This window comes from Corallococcus praedator, assembly GCF_003612125.1.
GTDB lineage: Bacteria > Myxococcota > Myxococcia > Myxococcales > Myxococcaceae > Corallococcus > Corallococcus praedator.
Genome location: NZ_RAWI01000167.1, coordinates 1 through 18,993, shown reverse-complemented (window position 1 = coordinate 18,993; position 18,993 = coordinate 1). Strand labels below are relative to the sequence as shown.

Sequence of the window (18,993 nt, the reverse complement as noted above, 5' to 3'; positions counted from 1 at the left end):
CACTGGGGCGGGGTGGGTCGGACTACTCGGCGGCGCTGGCGGCGGCGGCGCTGGACGCGCGGCTGCTGGAGATCTGGACGGACGTGGACGGCATCTTCAGCGCGGATCCGCGCCTGGTGCCGGAGGCGTTCGCGCTGGAGGAGGTGAGCTTCGAGGAGGCGATGGAGCTGGCCTACTTCGGCGCGAAGGTGCTGCACCCGAAGACGATCGCCCCGGCGCGCGAGCGGGGCATCCCGGTGCGCGTGTGCAACAGCTTCCGGCCGGAGCACCCGGGCACGCGGGTGACGGCCACGGCGCAGGCGACGCGGCATCCGGTGCGGGGCCTGTCGTTCCTGCCGGACATCGCGCTCATCAACATCGCGGGCGCGGGACTGAAGGGCGTGCCGGGCACGGCCGCGCGCGTGTTCGAGGCGATGGCGCGCGCTTCCATCTCCGTGGTGTTGATTACCCAGGGCTCCAGTGAGTCCTCCATCAGCTTCTGCGTGGGCAAGGAGGAGGGCACCCGGGCGGTGCAGGCGCTGGAGGAGGCGTTCGAGGTGGAGCGCTCGGCGGGGAAGGTGGACCCCATCGAGTTGCAGCCGGGGCTGGCGGTGCTGAGCATCGTGGGTGACGGGATGCGGCACCGGGTGGGCGTGGCGGGCACGTTCTTCAGCGCGCTGGCGGATGTGGATTGCAGCATCGCGGCCATCGCGCAGGGCTCCAGCGAGCGGAGCATCTCCGCGGTGATTGCGCAGGTGGACGGCCCGCGCGCGATGGCGCACGTGCACCGCAAGTGCTTTGGCACCACGGAGATTGTCGAGCTGCTGGTGGCGGGCGTGGGCACGGTGGGTGGGGAGCTGTTGCGGCAGATCCACCAGCAGGCGCCGAAGCTGCGCGCGCATGGGTTGGATTTGCGGGTGTGCGCCATCGCGAACAGCCGGAACAGCCTGGTGGCGCCGGAGGGCGTGGCGCTGGATGGCTGGAAGGCGCGGCTGGAGACGAGCACGGAGCGCTTCACGCTGGACACGTACCGGGGCTGGGCGAGGGCGCGGCGGCCGGGCCGGCCCATCTTCGTGGACTGCACGAGCAGCGAGGACGTGGCGCTGGGGTATCCGGCGCTGATGGCGGCCGGGCTGCATGTGGTGACGGCGAACAAGAAGGCGAATTCGGGGCGGCAGGACCACTGGCGGGCGCTGCGGGAGACGGCGTCCCGGCACCAGCGGAAGTTCCTCTACGAGACGAACGTGGGGGCGGGGCTGCCGGTCATCGACACGCTGAAGAACATGCTGCGCACGGGCGACACGGTGCACCGGGTGGAGGGCATCCTGTCCGGTTCGCTGTCCTTCATCCTGGGATTGACGGAGCAGGGCGTGCCGCTGTCGAAGGCGGTGGGCACCGCGATGGAGAAGGGCTTCACGGAGCCGGATCCCCGGGACGACCTGGAGGGCACGGACGTGGCGCGCAAGGTGCTCATCCTGGCGCGTGAGCTGGGGCGCACGCTGGAGTTGGAGGAGGTGACACTGGCATCGCTGCTGCCGGAGGAGTTCGACGCGACCGGGCCGCTGCCGGACTTCCTGGCGCGGCTGCCGCAGGCGGACGGCATCTTCCAGCAGCGGGTGGACGCATACCGGAAGGAAGGCAAGGTGCTGCGCTACGTGGGCAGCGTGGGACCGGAGGGCGTGCGCGTGGGATTGGTGCCGGTGCCGCTGGAGCACCCGCTGGCGGCGGTGAAGGGCGGCGAGAACGCGCTCAGCTTCCTGTCGGAGCGGTACAGCCCCACGCCGCTGGTGATTCGCGGGTACGGCGCGGGCGCTGCGGTGACAGCGGCCGGCGTGCTGGCGGATGTGCTGCGATTGGTGGAGGGACCGCTGCCCTGATTGTGTAGGGGTGTCGGCCGGAGTGCGAACCGGGAGTGTCGAGATGGCGGAGATGGGCAAGGACGAGTTCGTCCAGAAGGTCGCTGAACGGCTCCAGCGGATGCCGAAGGACACCGCGCCGACGGGGGAGCCGTACCATCTCCTGGAGGCGGCGACGGCCGACGGTGAGCTGCTGGGCCAGTACTGGATGGAGGGGCCCGAAGGGGGCCTCCCCGTGTTCCAGAGCCGGAAGGATGCGCTCACGGCGGTGCGGTGCATGCCGTTGCCCTCGGAGCTGGGAGGGTTTTCGGAGGCCGCTGAGCGCTGGCACATCCGGGCCCTCTCCGGTGATGAGTTCCGCTATTTCTTCCTCAATCCGTACGTCACGCTCTACGTCGTGATCACGGTGCTCGAATCCGGCATCGAGACGCGGCCTCTGTGACAGTGCGAGTCCTGGGGAAGTGGCTGACGTGGGGTGTGCTGGGTTTGTTGATGGCGGCATGCGCATCCAGCACGCCGCTCCAGCAACGGTGGGATGCGGCGGAAGCGGAGTGCGGTGAAGCGCGGGAAGATGCCTGTGTGACCCTGCTGTGTGGGGATACACAGTGCGGTTTCTATCGGTGTGAGGACGTGCCCGGGGAGGTGGTGCTGGCGCGGGGACTTCCGCCCCGGCCGCCTCCCATGGCGGTGGCTCCCGCGCCGGGCAGTGGGCCCCGGCGCAACTGGGGCGGGAGCATGAACCTGCCGGGCGGTGGGAAGCCCGTCGTGGTGTTCCCCCGGGATGAAGACATCCGGCCCGTGACGCTGCCGCAACGGCGGTTGCCCGCGGGAAAGATGGAGAAGCATCACATCTTCCCACAGGCGAAGGATCTCGCAGATTGGTTCAAGCTACAGGGTGTCAACATCCACCTGTACACCCTGCCCGTTCCCGTTCACGTTCACCGCCGCATTCACAGCGGAGGGGACAGGGGTGGCGATTGGAATCAAGCCTGGCGTGACTTCCGTGATGCAAACAGGAGGGCCTCCCCTGCGGAGATCTACAAACACGCAGGAAGCCTCATCTACCGCTTTCAGCTCACGGGTGATTCCCTTCAGCAGTACTACTGATTCTCCGCAGCCAAGGCACCCAAGGCCATGAGCCGTTATTTTTATCTCCGTCCCGACAAAGCAACCTGGGCCACCTACAAGGGCGAGTTCAATGCCTCCCCAAAATGGTTTCTGCCCGGGCTGAAGAACTGTCCAGGTTGTGGTGTCACCTGGGCCACCTGGGGGGATCACTATCCCGCCGTGGATTTGTCGGAGCTTCCAGAACGACACGAGTTCGAAGAAGCCCGACAGGAACCCTTTCACGAACTCGTTCGTCTCCGGGAGTTGGTGCGTCCCCTGGTGCCTCCAGGCTCCGAGCTTGCACCCGGCACCAGCTTCGGTCCGTTGGTAGGTCGTGCCTCCGGTCAATTCGCTCCCTTTTCGGGACTCGAAAGCTGTTGGATCGTCGTTCGCCGGGACACCTTCGACAGCCTCCAGGCAGCGGGCGTGCGCGGTCTGCTTGGATGCAAGACGGAGCTGAAGTTCCGTCAGAAGACGCCGCCAGAACTCATTGAACTCCAGATCGAGCCGCGCGGATTGCTCCACCGGGACTGCCTTCCGCCGGACCTGGAGCCCCCATGCACCACTTGCGGACGACAAGGCTTCACGCTGCCGGACGACCCCATCCTCGACGAAGCCTCACTGCCCACGGACACGGACCTCTTTCGCGTGGGCAACTACGGCACCGTCATCATCGGCACCGACCGCTTCAAGGACGCCGTGGAGCAGGGTGGATGGGTCGGCATCAAGTTCCGCGAACTGCCCGTGCGTTGATGAGCGCAATCACAGCACCAGCTCCATGTACGCGGTGCCAGACACGGGTAGCAGGGCGGGATGTCGCCCGTCAGCCCCGGGGCAGGAAGGGCGGCGGCTCCACCACCACTTCCATCGGCAGGTGCTGCTTCTCCGCGATCCACCGCACCCAGAGCTTCGGCCGCGCCGTCAGTCCGTCCCGGTGCTTCGGCCGCTCCAACCGGATGGACAGCCAGTTGCGGTCCCGCAAATACAGTTCCTTGCCCACCGGCAGCAGTTCCGTCTGGAGAAACCCTGGCAGGTCCTCGCGCGAATCCTTCGACATCGCGAGCATCCCCTTGAAGGCCAACCAGCACGGCGGGGGATGGATGATGGGCGAGGACGTCACCTGTTCGATGAACACCTCGCCCACCGTGCCCAGCGCGGGCACCAGGTGGTCCGGATTGCGTGAACGCACGCGGGCCCTCGCCCCCACGTGCACGTCTCCGGACAACACCGTCACCGCGCAGTAGGACCGCTTCGACAGGGCGAACAGGTTCATCAACAGCCGCGTGCGCTCGCCGCGGTGGACCGCCGACTCCCACTGGTCCAGCAGGTCGTCGCGCAGGTTGATGCCTCCGGTCATGTCCTCCATCGCCGGCCCGAAGCGCAGGTGCACGAGCGGCACCGAGGACACCACCAGCACGTGCCGCGCCTTCTTCCCGTTCTCCGGCCGCTGGCGGTGCTCCTCGCGCCAGGCGTCGAACGCGTCCCACTGCGCCCGGCTCATCACCGTGAACTCGGACTGCGGATGCGCGTCGTCCAGGTCCAGCACCCGGCTGGTCCTCCCGCTGCGCAAGTCCAACAGCACCACGTCCAGGTCGCAGTCCTCCGTGGAGAAACAGAACGTCTGGAAGTAGTGCCGCGCCTCCCGAGGGTCCACGTCCTGCGCTTCCCGCAGCACCGGCTGGAGGAACTCCCCGTCGTCCGGTTCGCGCGCCGTCCCGGGCTGCTCCAACGTGCCCTTCTGGAAGGCCTCGAAGGCCCGCGCCGCCGCGCTGTAGATGGCCCGGTACCAGGGCGAGCGCTGGAGTTCCTCGTGCGAACCCCACCCGTCGAAGATGTCATGGTCGTCCCACATGTAGAGGCCCGGCACCCGCTGGAGCAGCGGCGCGATGCCCTCCGGGCCTCCCCACCGCTCCCGGTACAGCCAGACGTATTCGGTGAGCAGACTTTCGCGCAGCCCGTCCGGCACCGGCCGGTTCAGCCGCTTGGAGCGCGACAGCTTCATGTGCCCGTGCAGCAGCTCCATCGAGTTGTGGAGCGAGTCCGCGTAGAGCTGATCCCCACCCCCGATGAGCAACTGGAAGCCCGGCGTCTTGGCCGGATCCGTCGGCTCCCGCTGGTGCTGCTGCAGCATCTTGTCCCAGAGCGCGTAGGGCTCCGCGAGGTCGCTCCAATCACTCGCACGGCTGGCACCGTTGCAGGAGAAGAACGCGATGTTCGGCGACACCCCCCGCTGGGGAACGACGACGTCGGAAACGACGAGCGGCTTCGGAGGACTGTCCGGGGGCGCGGTCCGGGGGTTTCGCGGCGGCGGACGCTCGAACGTCACGGGCACGCCGGGTCGGTCCAACGCTTCGAAGTGATAGGACAACCGCTGGGCCACGTCCTTGCGCGGCAGGACAACCTCCCAGCGCCACACCACGCCGGAGGTGTCCCTGGGCAGGCGGGTGAAGTCCACGGCGGGCTTCGCCTCTTCGAACGCGGCGACCTGGACGCCGCGCGCGTCCGTGAAACACAGCCTCAGGGCCGGCGACACCCCCACCGACGGACTGTCCAGGAACACGTTGACGTAGAAGCTCCACACGTCGTGGGACTTCGGGTCCGGCGTGGACTGCGCCTTCGCGTACAGGATGGGTCCGAGCAGCAGCTTCATCGCGTTACCCTGGGGGTTTCACGGCCGGAACCCGGCCAGACCGGGAAGCGTTGCATAGACGTCCGCTGCCGTCGATGCAGGCGCGAGGCCCGCTCGCCTCCCGGTGAAGCCGTCAACCTCTCAGCCCTTCGGCGGCGGCGCGGCGAGCGGCTGGTACGTGCCGAAGCTCCAGATGTTGCCTTCGGGATCGAGCGCGCTGAAGTCACGCGAGCCGTAGTCGGTGTTGGTGAGTTCCATGAGGATGCTCGCACCCGCGGCCTTCGCTCGCGCGAAGAGGGCGTCCGGGTCGGTGACGACGATGTAGACGCCCTGGTTCTTCGCGGGCACCTGCTTCGACGACGCCATCTTCATCCGGTTCGCGCTGTCCGCGCCGCCGAACATGATGAGCCCGTGGCCCAGCGTCAGCTCGGCGTGGGCCACGGCGCCGTCGGGTGAGCGGTAGACGGCGCGCTCTTCGAAGCCGAACGCCTGCTTCAGGAAGCGCAGGGCGGCCTCCGGGTCTTCGTAGCGGAGGAACGGATAGATGCTGGGCAGGGGGGTGGACATGGCGGGCTTCCTTTCACCGCGCATCCTGCCCATCGCCCCAGGCCGGTTCTTGTACGGATTTCACCTGCGACCCGGACTCGAAGCCTCCCGCGTCCGGCAGCGAACGGCGCAGCAGCGCGGACGGTGGCCCTCCGGTGAACTGGCGGAAGTCCCGGTGGAGGTGGGCCTGGTCGAAGTAGCCCAGCTCCACCGCCAGCTCCGCCTGGCGCAGGGGCCCGCCGGCCTTCAGCCGCTGCACCGCGCGGTCGAAGCGCAGCAGACGCGCCAGCCTTCGGGGTGGCAGGCCCACGTGTTCATGGAACTGGTGGATGAGGTGCTTGTGGCTGCGGCCCAGCTCGTGCGCCAGCGCGGCGATGTCCAGGTTGCCGCCCGCGTGGTGGATGCGCTCCACGGCCCAGCGCACACCCGCCTCCACCTCCGGGCCCCGCTCCAGGCGTCGGGTCAGGAACGCGTCCACGCGGGCGAAGCGGGCGGCCCAACCCGGAGCCTCCGCGAGCTGCTCCACCAGCCGCCGCGCCTCCAGGCCCCAGAGGTCCTCCAGGCCCACCACGCGGTGGGAGAGCTCCTGCATGGACAGCCCGAAGACGCGCCGGGCCCCCAGCGGCGTGAGGTTCACCTGGAGCCCGTGGGACACGCCGCCGTGTTCGGTGGTGCTCCAGCGCTCATCCAGCCCCGCGGTGAAGCCGGAGCGGTGCCGCGTCACCCGCCCCGCGTCGTCCAGGTGCTTCAGGAGCGGGCCGAACTCCAGGATGAGCACCACCTGGACGCCGGGCAGCTCCTGGCGGCGCAGGGGCGCGGCCGTGGCCTCGCGGTAGCCGCAGTAGTCACGGACGACGCCGGCCAGGTGCGCGGGGGGTTCAGCGAGGGCCATCTCCCAGCCGCCCCGCTCCGACGCGTGGCGCACCACGCGAATGGAGTGCATGCGCTGGCAGTCCTACGCGCAAAGGGGCGGCTACTTCGAGCCCTTGCGCAGGAAATCGAGCAGCGCGGCGTGCCATCTGTCGGGTGACTCGAAGTGGGGGATGTGGCCCACGTTCGGCAGCTCCACCAGCGTGGCGCCGGGGATGGCGGTGGCGGTCTTCTTCCCCAGCGCGGGGTACTGGCCCAGCTTGGGCAGGAGCGCGGGCGGCACGCTGCCCTTGCCCACGACGGTGCGGTCCTCCTGGCCGATGACGACCAGCGTGGGCGCGCGCACGAGGGGGAACTCGTGCACCACGGGCTGCTCGTAGATCATCTGCTGCGTGGCGGCGGAGACCCAGGCCATGCGCGGGTACTCGCCGCTGAGCGTCTGGCGGTAGAGAACCTGGACGTACTCGTCGTACTCGGGCTTCCACTTCACGTAGTAGCCGCGCTGGTACTTGCGCAGGCCTTCTTCGGTGGCCTGGAGGTTCTCGCGGTAGAGGTCCTCGGTGGACTTCCAGGGGACGCTCTCCCGGTAGTCCTCCAGCCCGATGGGGTTCTCCAGCACGAGCTGGGACGTGGTCTCCGGGTACATCAGCGCGAAGCGGGTGGCGAGCATGCCGCCCATGGAGTGGCCGACGACGACGGCCTGCTTCACGCCCGCGGTGTCGAGCACCTTCTTCGTCAGCGACGCGAGCGTGTGGAAGCTGTACGCGATGGCCGGCTTGGACGACTTGCCGAAGCCCACCTGATCCGGCGCGATGACGCGGAAGCCCGCGCCGGTGAGGACGCGAATCGTGTCCTTCCAGTACGCGCCGAAGAAGTTCTTGCCGTGGAGCAGGACGACGGTGCGCCCGTTGGCGTTGGCCGTGGGCTTCACGTCCATGTACGCCATGCGCAGGTCCTGGCCCTCCAGCGTGACGGGCAGGAACTGCACGGGGGCGGGGTAGGGGTAGCCCTCCATGCCCAGGCCCAGCGCCTCAGGGGCTCGGCGCGGTTCCTGTGCGTTGGCGGCCGGGGCGGAGAGGAGCAGGGCGGAGAGGAGCAGGGCGGGGACGCGGACGGACATGGGCCTCCTCGGGCACGGTGGGGACGCGGGGGAACGGGTTCTGGGAGGTGACATTCCCGTCCGGCTCCGACGGGGGTCGAATCTCAGAGGGCTCCGCCGGCGCGCAGGTTGATACCGAACTCCAGGAAGGCCTTGAGGCAGCACAGCATGTGCATCCAGCCGCCCACGTTGCCGTAGGCCGACTTGAAGCCCTGGGCGTCCTGCGTCCAGCCCGACTCGCTGATGCGCACCATCGTGTTCCTGGCGTCGAGCGTTTCGAAGAGCATCTCCACCCGCGTGAGGGAGCCGCCCTCCGCGGGCCACTCGAAGACGATGCGTTCGTCCCGGACCACCTGCCGGACGATGACGTCGTGGTCCCCGGGCACCTCCGCGAACCGCCACTGCACCGTCGTGCCCTCCACGAGGGGCCCGCTGGCGTGCTGGACGAAGTAGCCGCTGAGCTTCTTCGGCTGGACGACCGCGTCGAAGACCTCCGCGACCGGCTTCTGGATCTTCAGCTGCACCTGGAACTTCGTCTCCATGGGGGCACCCTCCTGTTTCCTGGCGCGGCCAGAAATAGGTTATAGATTTATAACATGTCAAGCAGCACCCGGGACGACCTCATCTTCAAGGCGCTGGCGGACTCGCGGAGGCGGGCCATCCTGGATCTGCTGAAGGACGCGCCCCGGACGACCGGGGAGTTGTGCGAGCACTTCGCGTCCACGCTGGATCGCTGCACGGTGATGCAGCACATCGGGGTGTTGGAGCGGGCGGAGCTGATCCTCGTCCGGCGCGAGGGCAGGACGCGGTGGAACCATCTCAACGCGGCGCCCTTCCAGGAGATCCACGAACGGTGGATCTCCCCATACGCGGCCCACGCGGTGGCGCTGCTGTCGAAGCTGAAGCGGGACCTCGAGGGGGAGTGAGGGGCGCTTGCCTCAGACTTCGACGAACCGTGCGCCGGTGACGCCCGTGCTTTCGAGCGCGTCCTTGATGTCGCCTGTGACGATGATGGGCGGGTGGTAGCCCCACAAGCGGAAGACGCGTGCCCCGCCCACCTTCGAGCGATCGATGCGCAGGCCGGACACGACGTGGTACTCGCCCAGCCGGTCCGGCCGGTTGTCTTCAGGCAGCCAGCGCCTGGCCTCGGTGCAGGCCGCGTCGTCGATGCAGTCGAGTTCGCGCGCGACGTTCAGCAGGAAGTACGGGTCGGACTGGCCTTCCACCTCGACGGGGAAGAGCTGGATGTCGTGGGACGCAAGTTCGCGGAACACGGCGGCGACGCGGGCGTTGACGATGGGCGCACCACCGACCGTGGTCTTGTCGAAGTCCAAGGCCTTGCCTGCCTGGGAGAGTGGAATCTGGAGCCGTTCATGGAGCTCCACCGGCTTGCCCTGGATGAACTGCCAGATGTCCTCAATCTCTGGCCCGTCACGGTGATGGGGCTCGGCCAGATACCAGCGACCTGGAACGTAGACGTCGAAATCAAGGTCGAAGAAGCGTGTGGACATGGTCCTCATCCTTCCGGGTTCCGGGTGATGAGCCCTCGCAGAAGTGTTCCATCCGTTGTGAGATCCTTCGCGATCTTCATCAACTCACCGGTCAGGGCCTGTCGACAGGATTGCATCTCCCTGCATCCCTGCGTCGCCAACTGGAGCCTCCGATAGACCTCTTGATGGTACTCGCGTGGGTGCGGTCCTTTGTGCCCTCGGATGCGAACTTGATTCACGGTATCGCTCAGCTTCATTCCTGCTCGGCGGAAGAAATCCTCGAAGATCCGGGTCCAGGGTCCACCGGATGACGCGGAGACTTCGTTCTTGTCCGTGCAGATGTGGTGCACCCCCCCATCCGGGTCCCCCTGCATCCCGCCGCCCGGTCCCATGGCCACGGCAGCCACCGCCGTGGGCGCGAGCGCGATGTCGAGCACTCCGGCCGCGGGGAGTGAAATCGAATGCACCTCACCCGCCAGGACCCCTAAGAGCTGGAATCCACCCTCCACCTGCGCCTTCAATGCCGCCTGGGTGAAGCCAGGCATTCGCGGTCCCTGCGCCGCCATTCCGGACCTGCCACCCAGCGCCGCCATCGCGACGATGATCAGCACCCGGGCCCCGTTGTCCCCCATCACCTTGCCGAAGCGGTGCCCCACCTCCTCCAGGTGCTCGACGCTCGTGGCCTCCGCCGTCTCCTCCATGAGTCGCAGGAACGCCTGCCCGATGTGCCAGACCGGTCCCGTTCCCAGGTAGGCGATGAGGCAGGCCGTCAACGCGAGCGCGACGAACTTCGTCACCGGTTCAGGCGCCACCAGCATCACCAGCGAGGTCCCGATGAGGGAGACGACCATGGCCCGCAGGGCGTCCGGGTTGGCGATGTCCCGGAGCGCGACCTCGACACCTTCCCAGACCGTGTCCAGCGCGAAGGACAGCGCCATCCTCCGACGCTCCATCAGTCCCAGCGCGGACCCACCCGGCACGAGGCTTGTCCGGCCCCGGACCCCGTCCACCACGCCATGGGTGGATGCCAGGAGGGAGTGCTTCGCCGCCTCATCGGCCTCACGGACGGCCACATCCAACTTCATGCCGAGCACGAGCCGCGTCACGCCCTCCTCGAACGCGTCCCGGGCGATCTCCACCGGGCGGGTCTCCGAGGGCCGGTAGACGATGGGCGGCTTCCCTCGGCCGGTATCGAGCGTCACCGTCCGAGTCGTCGCACAGCCCATGCAACCCAACAGCAACACCGCCACCACACCGCGAAGCTTCATCTTGGCTGCTCCCCATCCACGGTGCACTGGGCCCCCACGAGGCCCCGCCGCATGAAAAAGGCGCTGGAGCCGTGTGGCCCCAGCGCCTTCCCGACGCACGTCCTACTGGAGGATGCGGCGCATCCTGGGCGGATGCAGTTGTCCCGCCTTGATGGCCGGGGTCACCCGCTTCGACTTGAGGCGGGCCTGCTCGTTGGCGGGCAGCCCCTGCGCCAATCCGAAGATGAAGCTGAAGTCAGACGCAATGCCAGACGGACCCTGGATGCTGGCGCCCGCATGACAGACGATGCAGTTGCTCGCCTTCGCTCCCTGACCGAAGTCCGCCGTCTGCTGGATGTATGTCTCCATCGTCGTGTTCGCGATGGGGATGCTCCCGGACGGTGCCGGCGAGGCGAACGGCAGCGGCGCCTTCACCGGCCTCGTGGGGCTGGCGCTGGAGCTGGTGGACCACAGCGTGTTCACCAACAGGTAGTTCCCCCAGACGGAGCCGGGATACGCCTGCGCCAGGTGCTGCTGGACCTTCGTCGTCACCCCGGCCGCCGTCGCGTCGATGGGCGTCATCCGCGTCACCTGCACCGCCGACGGCGCCGGACACCCGCTCCCGATGAAGTACGGCGGCGGCGTGTTGGGCGTGCAGCCCACCGTCACCTGCGTGGCCCCACCATCCGCGGAACAGTTCGCCGGCACCGACAGCGTGCGTGGCTGGCATTGCGCGTTGTAGAAGTTCCAGGCCGTGGTGCCCGCGTCCGCGTTGTGGTTCGGCGCGTTGTCCACGTGCTCGAAGGTGGACCACACCAACGTGGGCTGGCTCTGCGTCGCGTGGATGATGTGCAACCCCACCAACGCCACCGTCGCCGTGCGACACTTCTGCGTGGAAGGATCCACCACCACCGCGGGCGCCAGCTTGTAGCGGTTCCACCGGGCATCCGTCGGCGTGGAGACCTCCATCCACGCCGACTTCGTCTCGATGGCGCCCACGCTGTTCGACTGGAAGGACCCCTGGGGCAGCACCAGCGCCACCCCCGCGTCCGCCTGCGCCATCTGGTTGGACGCGTTGTAGAGCCCCGCGTCCACCACGTAGTCGAACTCCGGCTGGCTGATGCGCACGTCGTACCAGACGTTCGTGCCGTTCTGCGCACCCAGCCACGCGGGCCCGCTGAACGGGAACGCCTGCGCGCTGCTGTTCGGGTCGAACTGCTCCGCGAACTTCGACGCCACCGTGAGCGCCAACAGGCCCTTCGCCTCCACCGCCGTCAGGCCCGCTTCCGCCAGACACGCCGGGTCCACCTTCGGCACCGTTCCCCACGGAGGCGGCGGGCCGCCGTCCGGCAGGAACACCTGCGCCACGTCCATCCACGTCTGCCATTGCACCGCGCCCAGGTCCCCGGGCGTACCGAAGCCCGCATCCGCCCCACCGTCCATGGACGCGGCGGGCCAGTTCAACGCGATGAACTGCTGCCAGGCGAAACAGTCCGCGTCCACCTGACTGGACACCTGGCTGAAGTCGGGCGGGATGTCCGGGCCGAACTGGAGTGTCTGCGTATTGCCACACGAGAAGCTCGTGGGCGTGGAGGCCTTCCGGGCTTCGGCCGTGATGGGAGGAGGCGCCTGGGCCCCCACCGGGTCGGGTTCAGCGGAAGGCGCGCTCTTGAGGCAGCCCGCTGTCAATGACAGCAGCGCCACCAGCGACAGGGCCGGGGGATTCCTGGGCAAGGTCATGGAGGTCCTGGCTCAGGCCGACACGACGTGGAGCGCGGCGGGGAAGCCCACCGACTGCGCCTGCCCTTGATTCGTGATCCACAGGCTCCGGGGCCCGGGGGCCGCGGAGGCGGACACGGTGACGGTCAGCAGGATGGCGGACACCTCGCCCGGGTAGGTGTTGCCCGGCACCGCGTACGTCACCTTGGCAAGGCTCTGCACGTTCACGGTGACGCCGTCCCCGAAGGACACCTGGGGGAAACCTCCGCCAGACAACGTGTCCGCGGTGATGACCAGCGACACGTTCGACTGGCCCGCCTTCACCTGGGGCGCGATGAGCGTGCTGTTGCTGGCCAGGTTCATGGGCACCCCCATCACGTTGGGCACGTTCGTCTGCACCAGCGCGAAGAACACACTGGAGTGGAAGATTTGAAGCGGCTGGGCGAGCAGCGTCGGCGGCGTGGCCACGCAAGACTGCTCCGGAGCCTTGCCCGACTGCTTCAGGCCCGCGCCGGTGATCTGCATGAAGAACGTCTGCGCCACCTGCGAGGCCCACTGGATCTTCTGGCCGTTGATGGTGAGGTCCGACACCGTGTACGGCTTGGACGCGGGCACCTGGAAGGTGGCGTGCAGGATGTAGTTGCCGGGCAGCTTGCGGCCCAGCTCGTCATGCAGCTCCTCCTTGCCGCGCACGATGGTCCAGAACGTCGACACGTCGGTCCCGTCCGGCGACTGGTAGTTGTAGGACGCGAAGTCCGGCGTCTGGATGTAGAGGCCGGGCGGGTTGGCCAACGTGGCCTTCATCGACGCGGACGCGGGGTTGGGCGGCGCGACCAGCTGGTTCACGCTCTGCCCGATGTGCGGGTCGCTGTTGCGCGCGGGCTGGCCGTACTGGGCGCAGCAGATGAGCGCCTGCGCGTTGCCGTTGCCCCCCGGGCGCGGCACCGTCGCCGCGGAGGCCAGGCCGATCTCCGTCTGGAGCGTGTTGGGCGTGCTCGTCAGGTGCATGGCGCCGCCCTGCGAGGCGGTGGAGACCGGACCGCTGTTCCACTTGTTCAGCGGGTTGTACGCGGGCTTCCCGGTGGACGGATCCACGATGGGCGTCTTGCGCACCGGGTCCACCAACTGCAGGTCCGCCAGTTGGATCTGCGGCTTGCCGAGCGTGCTCCGGTACAGCTCCAGCACCTTGTCGGGGCTCACCGCCCAGAGCGAGTTCCAGTACTCCGGGTTCTCGCAGGTGAAGTCGATGCGGACGATGTTGCCATTCGCGTCACGCTCCACGCTCCACTCGCAGTACTCGTCCTGCCAGCCGCGCGGCCCGAAGGGGCCGTAGTTCGACACGACGGCCGAGCAGGGATTGGTGATCTGCGGCAGGTCGGAGAAGGGCTTGCCGCCGGCCGTCTTGCCGGTGTCCGCCAGCGCCTGCAGGTCGTTCGTGGGCAACACCAGCCCCGTGCTGTTCGTGCCCCCGCCACCGCCGTAGTAGTACTCCAACCGTCCCGGGAAGGCGTTCCACTGGATGGGCTGGTACACCACCTCCGCGGGGTCCGTCGTCACCGGGTTGAAGTACCAGGTGTTGTCCGCCGCGTTCATGCTGTTCCACGGGTTGCCGGTGATGCCCTGCTGCGTGAAGCCCGTGAGGTTGAACGTCCAGGCCTCATTCAATTGCTTCTGCAGCGTGGGGTCCTGCGGGAAGTCGATCTGGTTCGCGGGGGTCAGGAAACGCCGGACGGCTTCAGCGGTCTGGGGCGACAGCATGGCGGGGGCTCCTTGGAATGGGACTGCCTCCGGGTGAGCAGGAGGTGCCCGCCCCCAGTGCAATCCCGTCGCCATTCAGACAGACGCCGTGTCCAACCCCTCACGCCCCAAGGTGCGTAAGGGATTACCGAGTCCTGGGTCGGAAATGATTGCGTCCCGTTGAGACGCGATTGCGTTCCCTCGGGAAGGCAATGGCCTGACGCGTCAGTGCGAGCTGTCTGAGAATGGCTGCACTTCGGCCTGGGCCAGGTGCACGTTCTCGAAGCGGGCCGGGCGCAGCATGCGCGTGGTCAACACCAGTGCCAGGAAGATGGCGCTGGTGCTGAGCGCCACGAAGCGCAGGCCCGCTCGGTCCGCCAGCGCGCCCTGAAACCAGACACCCAGCGAATAGCCCGCGCCCAACACCATGGTGTACAGACTGCCCATGCGCGCCTGCAGCTCACGCGGCACGCGGTTCTGGCAGGACGCGCTCAGGCTGCTCATCAGCACGAGGTAGTTGGCGCCCAGGAAGAAGATGCACACCGCGGCCACCTGCAGCGTGGGCGCCAGCCAGTAGATGCCGGACAGCACCGCGATGGACGTCGCCGCGTAGCCGCGCAGCCGGCGCTGGCCGAACGTCTCCGCCAGCGTGCCCACGCCCAGCGCCGCCGTCACCGCGCCCGCGCCCTGGCAGGTGACCAGCAGCGACGTCGCCGCCGCGCCCTGGCCCAGCTCCCGGATGGCGAACACCGGCACCAGCCCGATGAAGGGCGCCACCAGCGCCGCCACGAAGAAGGTGGCCACCAGCACCAGGGAGATGTCCTCGTCGTCGCGCGCCACGGTGATGCCGCGCCGGATGCCGGCCCAGAGCGGTTCGCGCTTCACCGCCGGGTCCCGGGGCCGGGGCATCACGCGGGAGAGCGCCACCAGCACCGCGAAGAACGACAGCGTGTTCGCGAGCAGGGCCCAGGCGGGTCCGCTCACCTGCAACGTCAGCGCGGCCAGCGTGGGCCCCAGGATGCGCCCCAGGTTGAACTGCGCCGAGTTGAGGCTCGTGGACAGGTGCAGCTCATGCGGGGGCACCAGCTCCGCCAGCAGCGCGCCGAAGGCCGGGTAGGTGAGCGTGCCCACGCACCCATTCAGGAACGAGATGACCCCGATGACGGGCACCGACAGCTGCCCCCGGAACGCCAGCACCGTCAGCACGCCCGCGAGCGCCGCTTGCAGCACCGCGCCGAGCGCCGCGTAGGCGCGCCGGTCGAAGCGGTCCGCCAGCGCTCCGCCCAACGGCGACAGGATGACCGCGGGCAGGAACGACAGCGCGACGATGGCGCCCGTGGACTCGGCGCGGCCCGTCGTCTGCGTGACGTACACGCCCATCGCCACCGTCTCCATCCAGGTGCCGATGTTGGAGATGAGCGCGCCCATCCACACCGCGAAGTAGCCGGGGTGTTCGAAGGGGCGCAGCGAGGCGAGTCGGTGGGTCGATGACACGGCGGCTTTTCTCTTAGCGCACGGCGTGACGGCGCGCCCGGCACGGCGCGGCACGCTTGGAGTCGCAATGAAGAGGACGGCAGTCCAGGCAGCAGCCCGGCTTCAACAGGGCAGGCATTCCGTGACAGCGACGCGCGGGACGTGACGCTCCGGACACGCTCCGCTCCACCCACGGACGCGGAGGTCCGTGGGTGGGGGTGCGGCGTTGTCGGGAAGGGGGTGCGCTACGGCGCGCTGCCGGCGGCCGTCACCGGGGCCTTGCGCGGGGAGAGGCGGCCGTCGTCGGCGATGCGGGCGCCCGTTTCGGGGAAGTCCTCCTGGGAGAGCTTGCGCACCAGGGAGACGACGTTGGCGTCCGGGTCCGGCTGGGCGATGCCCTCGCCCACCTGCTTCGTGGGGAGGATGCGGCCGGTGGAGAAGCGGCCCTGGCTGTCCAGCTCCACCTCCAGGACCATGCCCAGGCCCTGGGGACCCTTGAGGTTGAAGCGGCCGTAGGTGGCGAAGTTGCCCATCGAGTAGGCGATGAGGCGGCCCTGGTAGAACTCCATCGCGCGCGCGACGTGCGGGCCATGGCCGAGCACCAGGTGCGCGCCCGCGTCCACCACCGCGTGGGTGAAGACGCGCAGGTCGCCTCGGTCCTCTCCGAAGAACATCTCCTTGCCCGGGGGCACGTGCAGGGCCTTGCCGCCCTCGGCGCCGCCGTGGAAGGAGACGACGACGATGTCGTGCGTGGCGGCCACCTGCTTCACCAGCGCGGTGGCGTTGGGCAGGTTGTTCAGGTGGTTGCACCCGGCCGACGTGTGGAAGGCCACGAGGCCAATCTTCAGGCCGTTGCGCTCCAGCGTGGCCACGCTGCCCGGCGGACCGCTCCAGGCGATGCCCAGCGCGTCCAGGGTGGACTCGGTGGCGCGGCGGCACTCCTCGCCGAAGTCACCGGAGTGGTTGTTCGCGGTGGAGACGACGTCCACGCCCGCGTCCTTGATGTACTGGCCAAACGAGGTGGGGGAGCGGAACGCATAGCAGTTGGCGGGCGAGCGGCACTTGGTGGTGCGGCCGGTGTCGCACAGCGGGCCCTCCAGGTTGACGAAGGTGAGGTCCGCGTCCTCCAGCAGCGGGCGCACGCTGGCGATGACGCTGCCGGCGCCTTCGGGGGGCAGGTAGCCCTCCGGCACGGTGGTGCCGAGCATCAGGTCGCCGGTGGCGCGGATGCGCACCTTCGCGCCCGGGGGCGGGGGAGGGCGGGGCGCGGCGTCCACGGGCTGCGCGAGCCGGGCCTGGAGCGCCGCCTGGCTGCGGGCCTGGGTGAGCGCACCTTCCAGGTCGGGCTGGTCCGGCTTGAGCGCGCGCACCTGCGTCCACTGCGTGAGGGTTTCCGACCAGCGGCCGTCCAGGGAGTAGGCCCAGCCCAGCTCCCAACGGCAGTCGGCGCGGGACGGCGCGGCCTGGACGCACGCGGACAGCTCCGCGATGGCGGTGGCGCTGTCCTTGGACTTGAGGGCTTCCACGCCCCGGGCGTAGTGCGCGTCCGGGTCCCCCACGGCGACGAGGCCGGGCGCGGTGCCGGACTTCTCATGCATCGCGATGGCGGCGGCGCGCAGGGCCGCGACACTGGCGTCCACCGCGATGCGGCCTGCTTCCGAGAGGCTGGTGGAAGGGGTGACGGGCTGCGCGGAGGTCGTGTCCGTGCTGGGGGGCGTCGTGCCCTGCACGGTGGTGGTGCCCGTGGGCGGCGTCGCGGAGGCAGTGCTCGTAGCGGAGGGCGAGGTGCCCGACGCGGGCGTCGTGTTCGACGGCGCGCCCGGGGCCGGTGCGGAGGCAGGCGCCGCCATGCCGGCGGGCATCCGCATCGAGACAGACGGGGCCGTGCCATTCGCGAAGGTCACCCCGGAGGAGGCCGTGCGCGGCGCGACGCCCGCGACCTGCACGATGCCCCCATTGCCACGCATCGGCGCCGTCGCCGTGAGCGTGGATGAAGGATTCCTCGCGACGGCCTGCACGGAGGCGAGGCCTGCATTCGTGAGCTGCGCGGAGCCCATCACGGTCGTGCGCTGGCTGTTGGCCGCGGCCTTCACGGAGGCGAGGCCCGCCACACTGAGCTGTCGTGAGCCCGCGAGCGTGGCATGCGTGCCTCCCACCGCCGCCTGCACCGAAGCGAGCCCTGCCGCGCTGAGTTGATCGGTTCCGGCTTCGGCCGCGCGCTGGATGTTGACTGCGGCCCCCATCACCGATGCGACACCGGCCGCGCCGAGCTGTTCAGCCCCGACGTTCCGGATGACGGAGCGCACGGAGGCCGTGCCCGCATCGAGGAGGAGCGCGGTGCTGGGACGCTCGGCTGTGGAGAAGTTGGGGACGGACGTGGCGGGCGCGGCGAGCGCCAGCATCAACAGGACGGACGGGGCCATGGCCCGCCCATCTTACGGGAAGGCGACGGGACGAGGGCGGCACCGCTGGGGCCGGCTCGATAGCAGCCGGGCAGGCGACACCCCCACCTCCCTTCCAGCACCTACCCCCGTCCGTCGCCGGACAGGGCCTACCCCAGCGCGTCGAGCAGCATCGAACCCCGGCGCTGGCGCGGCAGCAGCCGGAAGTGCCTCAGCTCCTTGCGCTTCACCCGCCGCTCCAGCGCGCTGTGCAGCGACAACCGCCCCGGCCCCCGCATCAACGTCCCCAGGGCGATGGCGATGAGCGCCACGTTGAACTCGTACCCGCCCTTGGTGATGTCGAAGCCGTTCTTGCCGTGCACCTTCGCGATGGCCACTGCCTGCGTCACGATGACCGACAGCGCCGTGAACCGCGTCGCGATGCCCAGGATGGAGCTCACCCCCGCCACCAGCTCCGTGATGCCCGTCGCCAGCACCCACGGACGCCCCGGCTTGAACCCGAGCTGCTCGAACATGCCCGCGTGCTGTTCGGCGCCCTCCTTCTTCAGCTTCGCGAGCCCGTGCTGGATCATCGTCGCGCCCAATGACAGACGCGGAGGCAGCAGCGCGGCCGACTTCAACAACGACGGTTGTTCGTTCAGCATCGTCACGTTCATGGGTGCTCTCCTCGTCCGGGACGCACGCGTCCGGTGGGTGAAGTGCCCCATACGTTGTGACGCGTCCGCCCTTCCGGCCCGGACGCCCGCCCGGCCCGTGGCTCTGCGGGCAGGCACTCAACCCCCGTCTCGCTCCGCCAGCGGCACGTCCATCAACGCCGCCACCTCCGCGCCGTAGCCCCC

Annotated in this window: 17 protein-coding genes; 5 read left to right on the top strand and 12 right to left on the bottom strand. The window is 69.0% G+C overall.

The window, feature by feature from the left end; genetic code table 11:
- From thrA to sitI6, 4 genes are all read left to right on the top strand, one after another.
- Nucleotides 1–1,856, top strand: a 1,856-nt coding sequence (gene thrA, locus D7Y13_RS21490) for a bifunctional aspartate kinase/homoserine dehydrogenase I (RefSeq protein ID WP_120630760.1), incomplete at its 5' end; no start/stop codon positions are given.
- Nucleotides 1,857–1,899: 43 nt separating this feature from the next.
- Nucleotides 1,900–2,277 carry a hypothetical protein gene (locus D7Y13_RS21485; protein ID WP_120584593.1) on the top strand — a complete coding sequence of 126 codons (378 nt, stop codon included), beginning with the start codon at nucleotides 1,900–1,902 and terminating at the stop codon, nucleotides 2,275–2,277.
- A gap of 11 nt (nucleotides 2,278–2,288) precedes the next feature.
- The gene (sitA6, locus tag D7Y13_RS21480) at nucleotides 2,289–2,942 is read left to right on the top strand and encodes a SitA6 family polymorphic toxin lipoprotein (RefSeq protein WP_120536155.1); all 654 of its coding nucleotides are present in this window, start codon (nucleotides 2,289–2,291) and stop codon (nucleotides 2,940–2,942) included.
- 27 nt (nucleotides 2,943–2,969) lie between these two features.
- Nucleotides 2,970–3,695, top strand: a complete 726-nt coding sequence (sitI6, locus tag D7Y13_RS21475; RefSeq protein ID WP_120536145.1) for a SitI6 family double-CXXCG motif immunity protein — start codon at nucleotides 2,970–2,972, stop codon at nucleotides 3,693–3,695.
- A gap of 70 nt (nucleotides 3,696–3,765) precedes the next feature.
- Here sitI6 and D7Y13_RS21470 read toward each other — a convergent pair whose 3' ends face one another.
- The 5 genes from D7Y13_RS21470 to D7Y13_RS21450 all read right to left on the bottom strand — a co-directional run bounded on the left by D7Y13_RS21470 (nucleotide 3,766) and on the right by D7Y13_RS21450 (nucleotide 8,628).
- On the bottom strand, nucleotides 3,766–5,592 hold the full coding sequence (locus tag D7Y13_RS21470; protein ID WP_120584594.1) for an alkaline phosphatase D family protein: 1,827 nt from the start codon (nucleotides 5,590–5,592) through the stop codon (nucleotides 3,766–3,768).
- A gap of 120 nt (nucleotides 5,593–5,712) precedes the next feature.
- Nucleotides 5,713–6,138 (bottom strand): VOC family protein, encoded by a 426-nt coding sequence (locus D7Y13_RS21465; RefSeq protein ID WP_167508765.1) that lies wholly within the window; start codon nucleotides 6,136–6,138, stop codon nucleotides 5,713–5,715.
- A gap of 13 nt (nucleotides 6,139–6,151) precedes the next feature.
- On the bottom strand, nucleotides 6,152–7,060 hold the full coding sequence (locus tag D7Y13_RS21460) for an AraC family transcriptional regulator (RefSeq protein WP_120536148.1): 909 nt from the start codon (nucleotides 7,058–7,060) through the stop codon (nucleotides 6,152–6,154).
- 30 nt (nucleotides 7,061–7,090) lie between these two features.
- On the bottom strand, nucleotides 7,091–8,107 hold the full coding sequence (locus D7Y13_RS21455) for an alpha/beta fold hydrolase (RefSeq protein WP_120584596.1): 1,017 nt from the start codon (nucleotides 8,105–8,107) through the stop codon (nucleotides 7,091–7,093).
- Nucleotides 8,108–8,190: 83 nt separating this feature from the next.
- Entirely contained in the window at nucleotides 8,191–8,628 is a 438-nt protein-coding gene (locus tag D7Y13_RS21450) for an SRPBCC domain-containing protein (RefSeq protein WP_120536150.1), read from the bottom strand.
- Nucleotides 8,629–8,682: 54 nt separating this feature from the next.
- On the opposite strand from D7Y13_RS21450, the gene D7Y13_RS21445 reads away from it, so the two are divergent.
- Complete coding sequence (locus D7Y13_RS21445) at nucleotides 8,683–9,012, top strand: helix-turn-helix domain-containing protein (RefSeq protein ID WP_120536151.1); 330 nt, start codon at nucleotides 8,683–8,685, stop codon at nucleotides 9,010–9,012.
- 12 nt (nucleotides 9,013–9,024) lie between these two features.
- Here the strand turns inward: D7Y13_RS21445 and D7Y13_RS21440 are convergent, their stop codons facing one another.
- The 7 genes from D7Y13_RS21440 to D7Y13_RS21410 all read right to left on the bottom strand — a co-directional run bounded on the left by D7Y13_RS21440 (nucleotide 9,025) and on the right by D7Y13_RS21410 (nucleotide 18,810).
- Nucleotides 9,025–9,597: an imm11 family protein gene (locus D7Y13_RS21440; protein WP_120584597.1), complete on the bottom strand. Its 573-nt coding sequence runs from the start codon at nucleotides 9,595–9,597 to the stop codon at nucleotides 9,025–9,027.
- Between the two features lie 5 nt (nucleotides 9,598–9,602).
- Nucleotides 9,603–10,844 (bottom strand): AHH domain-containing protein, encoded by a 1,242-nt coding sequence (locus D7Y13_RS21435; protein WP_120584598.1) that lies wholly within the window; start codon nucleotides 10,842–10,844, stop codon nucleotides 9,603–9,605.
- Between the two features lie 102 nt (nucleotides 10,845–10,946).
- On the bottom strand, nucleotides 10,947–12,563 hold the full coding sequence (locus D7Y13_RS21430; RefSeq protein ID WP_120584599.1) for a cytochrome c family protein: 1,617 nt from the start codon (nucleotides 12,561–12,563) through the stop codon (nucleotides 10,947–10,949).
- Nucleotides 12,564–12,575: 12 nt separating this feature from the next.
- Complete coding sequence (locus D7Y13_RS21425; RefSeq protein ID WP_233595723.1) at nucleotides 12,576–14,300, bottom strand: DUF8225 domain-containing protein; 1,725 nt, start codon at nucleotides 14,298–14,300, stop codon at nucleotides 12,576–12,578.
- A gap of 204 nt (nucleotides 14,301–14,504) precedes the next feature.
- The gene (locus tag D7Y13_RS21420; RefSeq protein ID WP_255424501.1) at nucleotides 14,505–15,773 is read right to left on the bottom strand and encodes an MFS transporter; all 1,269 of its coding nucleotides are present in this window, start codon (nucleotides 15,771–15,773) and stop codon (nucleotides 14,505–14,507) included.
- Nucleotides 15,774–15,997: 224 nt separating this feature from the next.
- Nucleotides 15,998–17,614, bottom strand: a complete 1,617-nt coding sequence (locus D7Y13_RS21415) for a CapA family protein (RefSeq protein WP_439329232.1) — start codon at nucleotides 17,612–17,614, stop codon at nucleotides 15,998–16,000.
- 689 nt (nucleotides 17,615–18,303) lie between these two features.
- Complete coding sequence (locus D7Y13_RS21410; protein WP_120584600.1) at nucleotides 18,304–18,810, bottom strand: DoxX family protein; 507 nt, start codon at nucleotides 18,808–18,810, stop codon at nucleotides 18,304–18,306.
- Nucleotides 18,811–18,993: the final 183 nt, after the last annotated feature.

Excerpts from the sequence above, each read along its gene's own strand:
- D7Y13_RS21485 (WP_120584593.1), top strand. The coding sequence starts at position 1,900 with ATGGCGGAGATGGGCAAGGACGAGTTCGTCCAGAAGGTCGCTGAACGG.
- sitI6 (WP_120536145.1), top strand. The coding sequence starts at position 2,970 with ATGAGCCGTTATTTTTATCTCCGTCCCGACAAAGCAACCTGGGCCACC.
- D7Y13_RS21470 (WP_120584594.1), bottom strand. The coding sequence starts at position 5,592 with ATGAAGCTGCTGCTCGGACCCATCCTGTACGCGAAGGCGCAGTCCACG.
- D7Y13_RS21465 (WP_167508765.1), bottom strand. The coding sequence starts at position 6,138 with ATGTCCACCCCCCTGCCCAGCATCTATCCGTTCCTCCGCTACGAAGAC.
- D7Y13_RS21460 (WP_120536148.1), bottom strand. The coding sequence starts at position 7,060 with ATGCACTCCATTCGCGTGGTGCGCCACGCGTCGGAGCGGGGCGGCTGG.
- D7Y13_RS21455 (WP_120584596.1), bottom strand. The coding sequence starts at position 8,107 with ATGTCCGTCCGCGTCCCCGCCCTGCTCCTCTCCGCCCTGCTCCTCTCC.
- D7Y13_RS21450 (WP_120536150.1), bottom strand. The coding sequence starts at position 8,628 with ATGGAGACGAAGTTCCAGGTGCAGCTGAAGATCCAGAAGCCGGTCGCG.
- D7Y13_RS21445 (WP_120536151.1), top strand. The coding sequence starts at position 8,683 with ATGTCAAGCAGCACCCGGGACGACCTCATCTTCAAGGCGCTGGCGGAC.
- D7Y13_RS21440 (WP_120584597.1), bottom strand. The coding sequence starts at position 9,597 with ATGTCCACACGCTTCTTCGACCTTGATTTCGACGTCTACGTTCCAGGT.
- D7Y13_RS21435 (WP_120584598.1), bottom strand. The coding sequence starts at position 10,844 with ATGAAGCTTCGCGGTGTGGTGGCGGTGTTGCTGTTGGGTTGCATGGGC.
- D7Y13_RS21430 (WP_120584599.1), bottom strand. The coding sequence starts at position 12,563 with ATGACCTTGCCCAGGAATCCCCCGGCCCTGTCGCTGGTGGCGCTGCTG.
- D7Y13_RS21425 (WP_233595723.1), bottom strand. The coding sequence starts at position 14,300 with ATGCTGTCGCCCCAGACCGCTGAAGCCGTCCGGCGTTTCCTGACCCCC.
- D7Y13_RS21415 (WP_439329232.1), bottom strand. The coding sequence starts at position 17,614 with ATGCCCGCCGGCATGGCGGCGCCTGCCTCCGCACCGGCCCCGGGCGCG.
- D7Y13_RS21410 (WP_120584600.1), bottom strand. The coding sequence starts at position 18,810 with ATGAACGTGACGATGCTGAACGAACAACCGTCGTTGTTGAAGTCGGCC.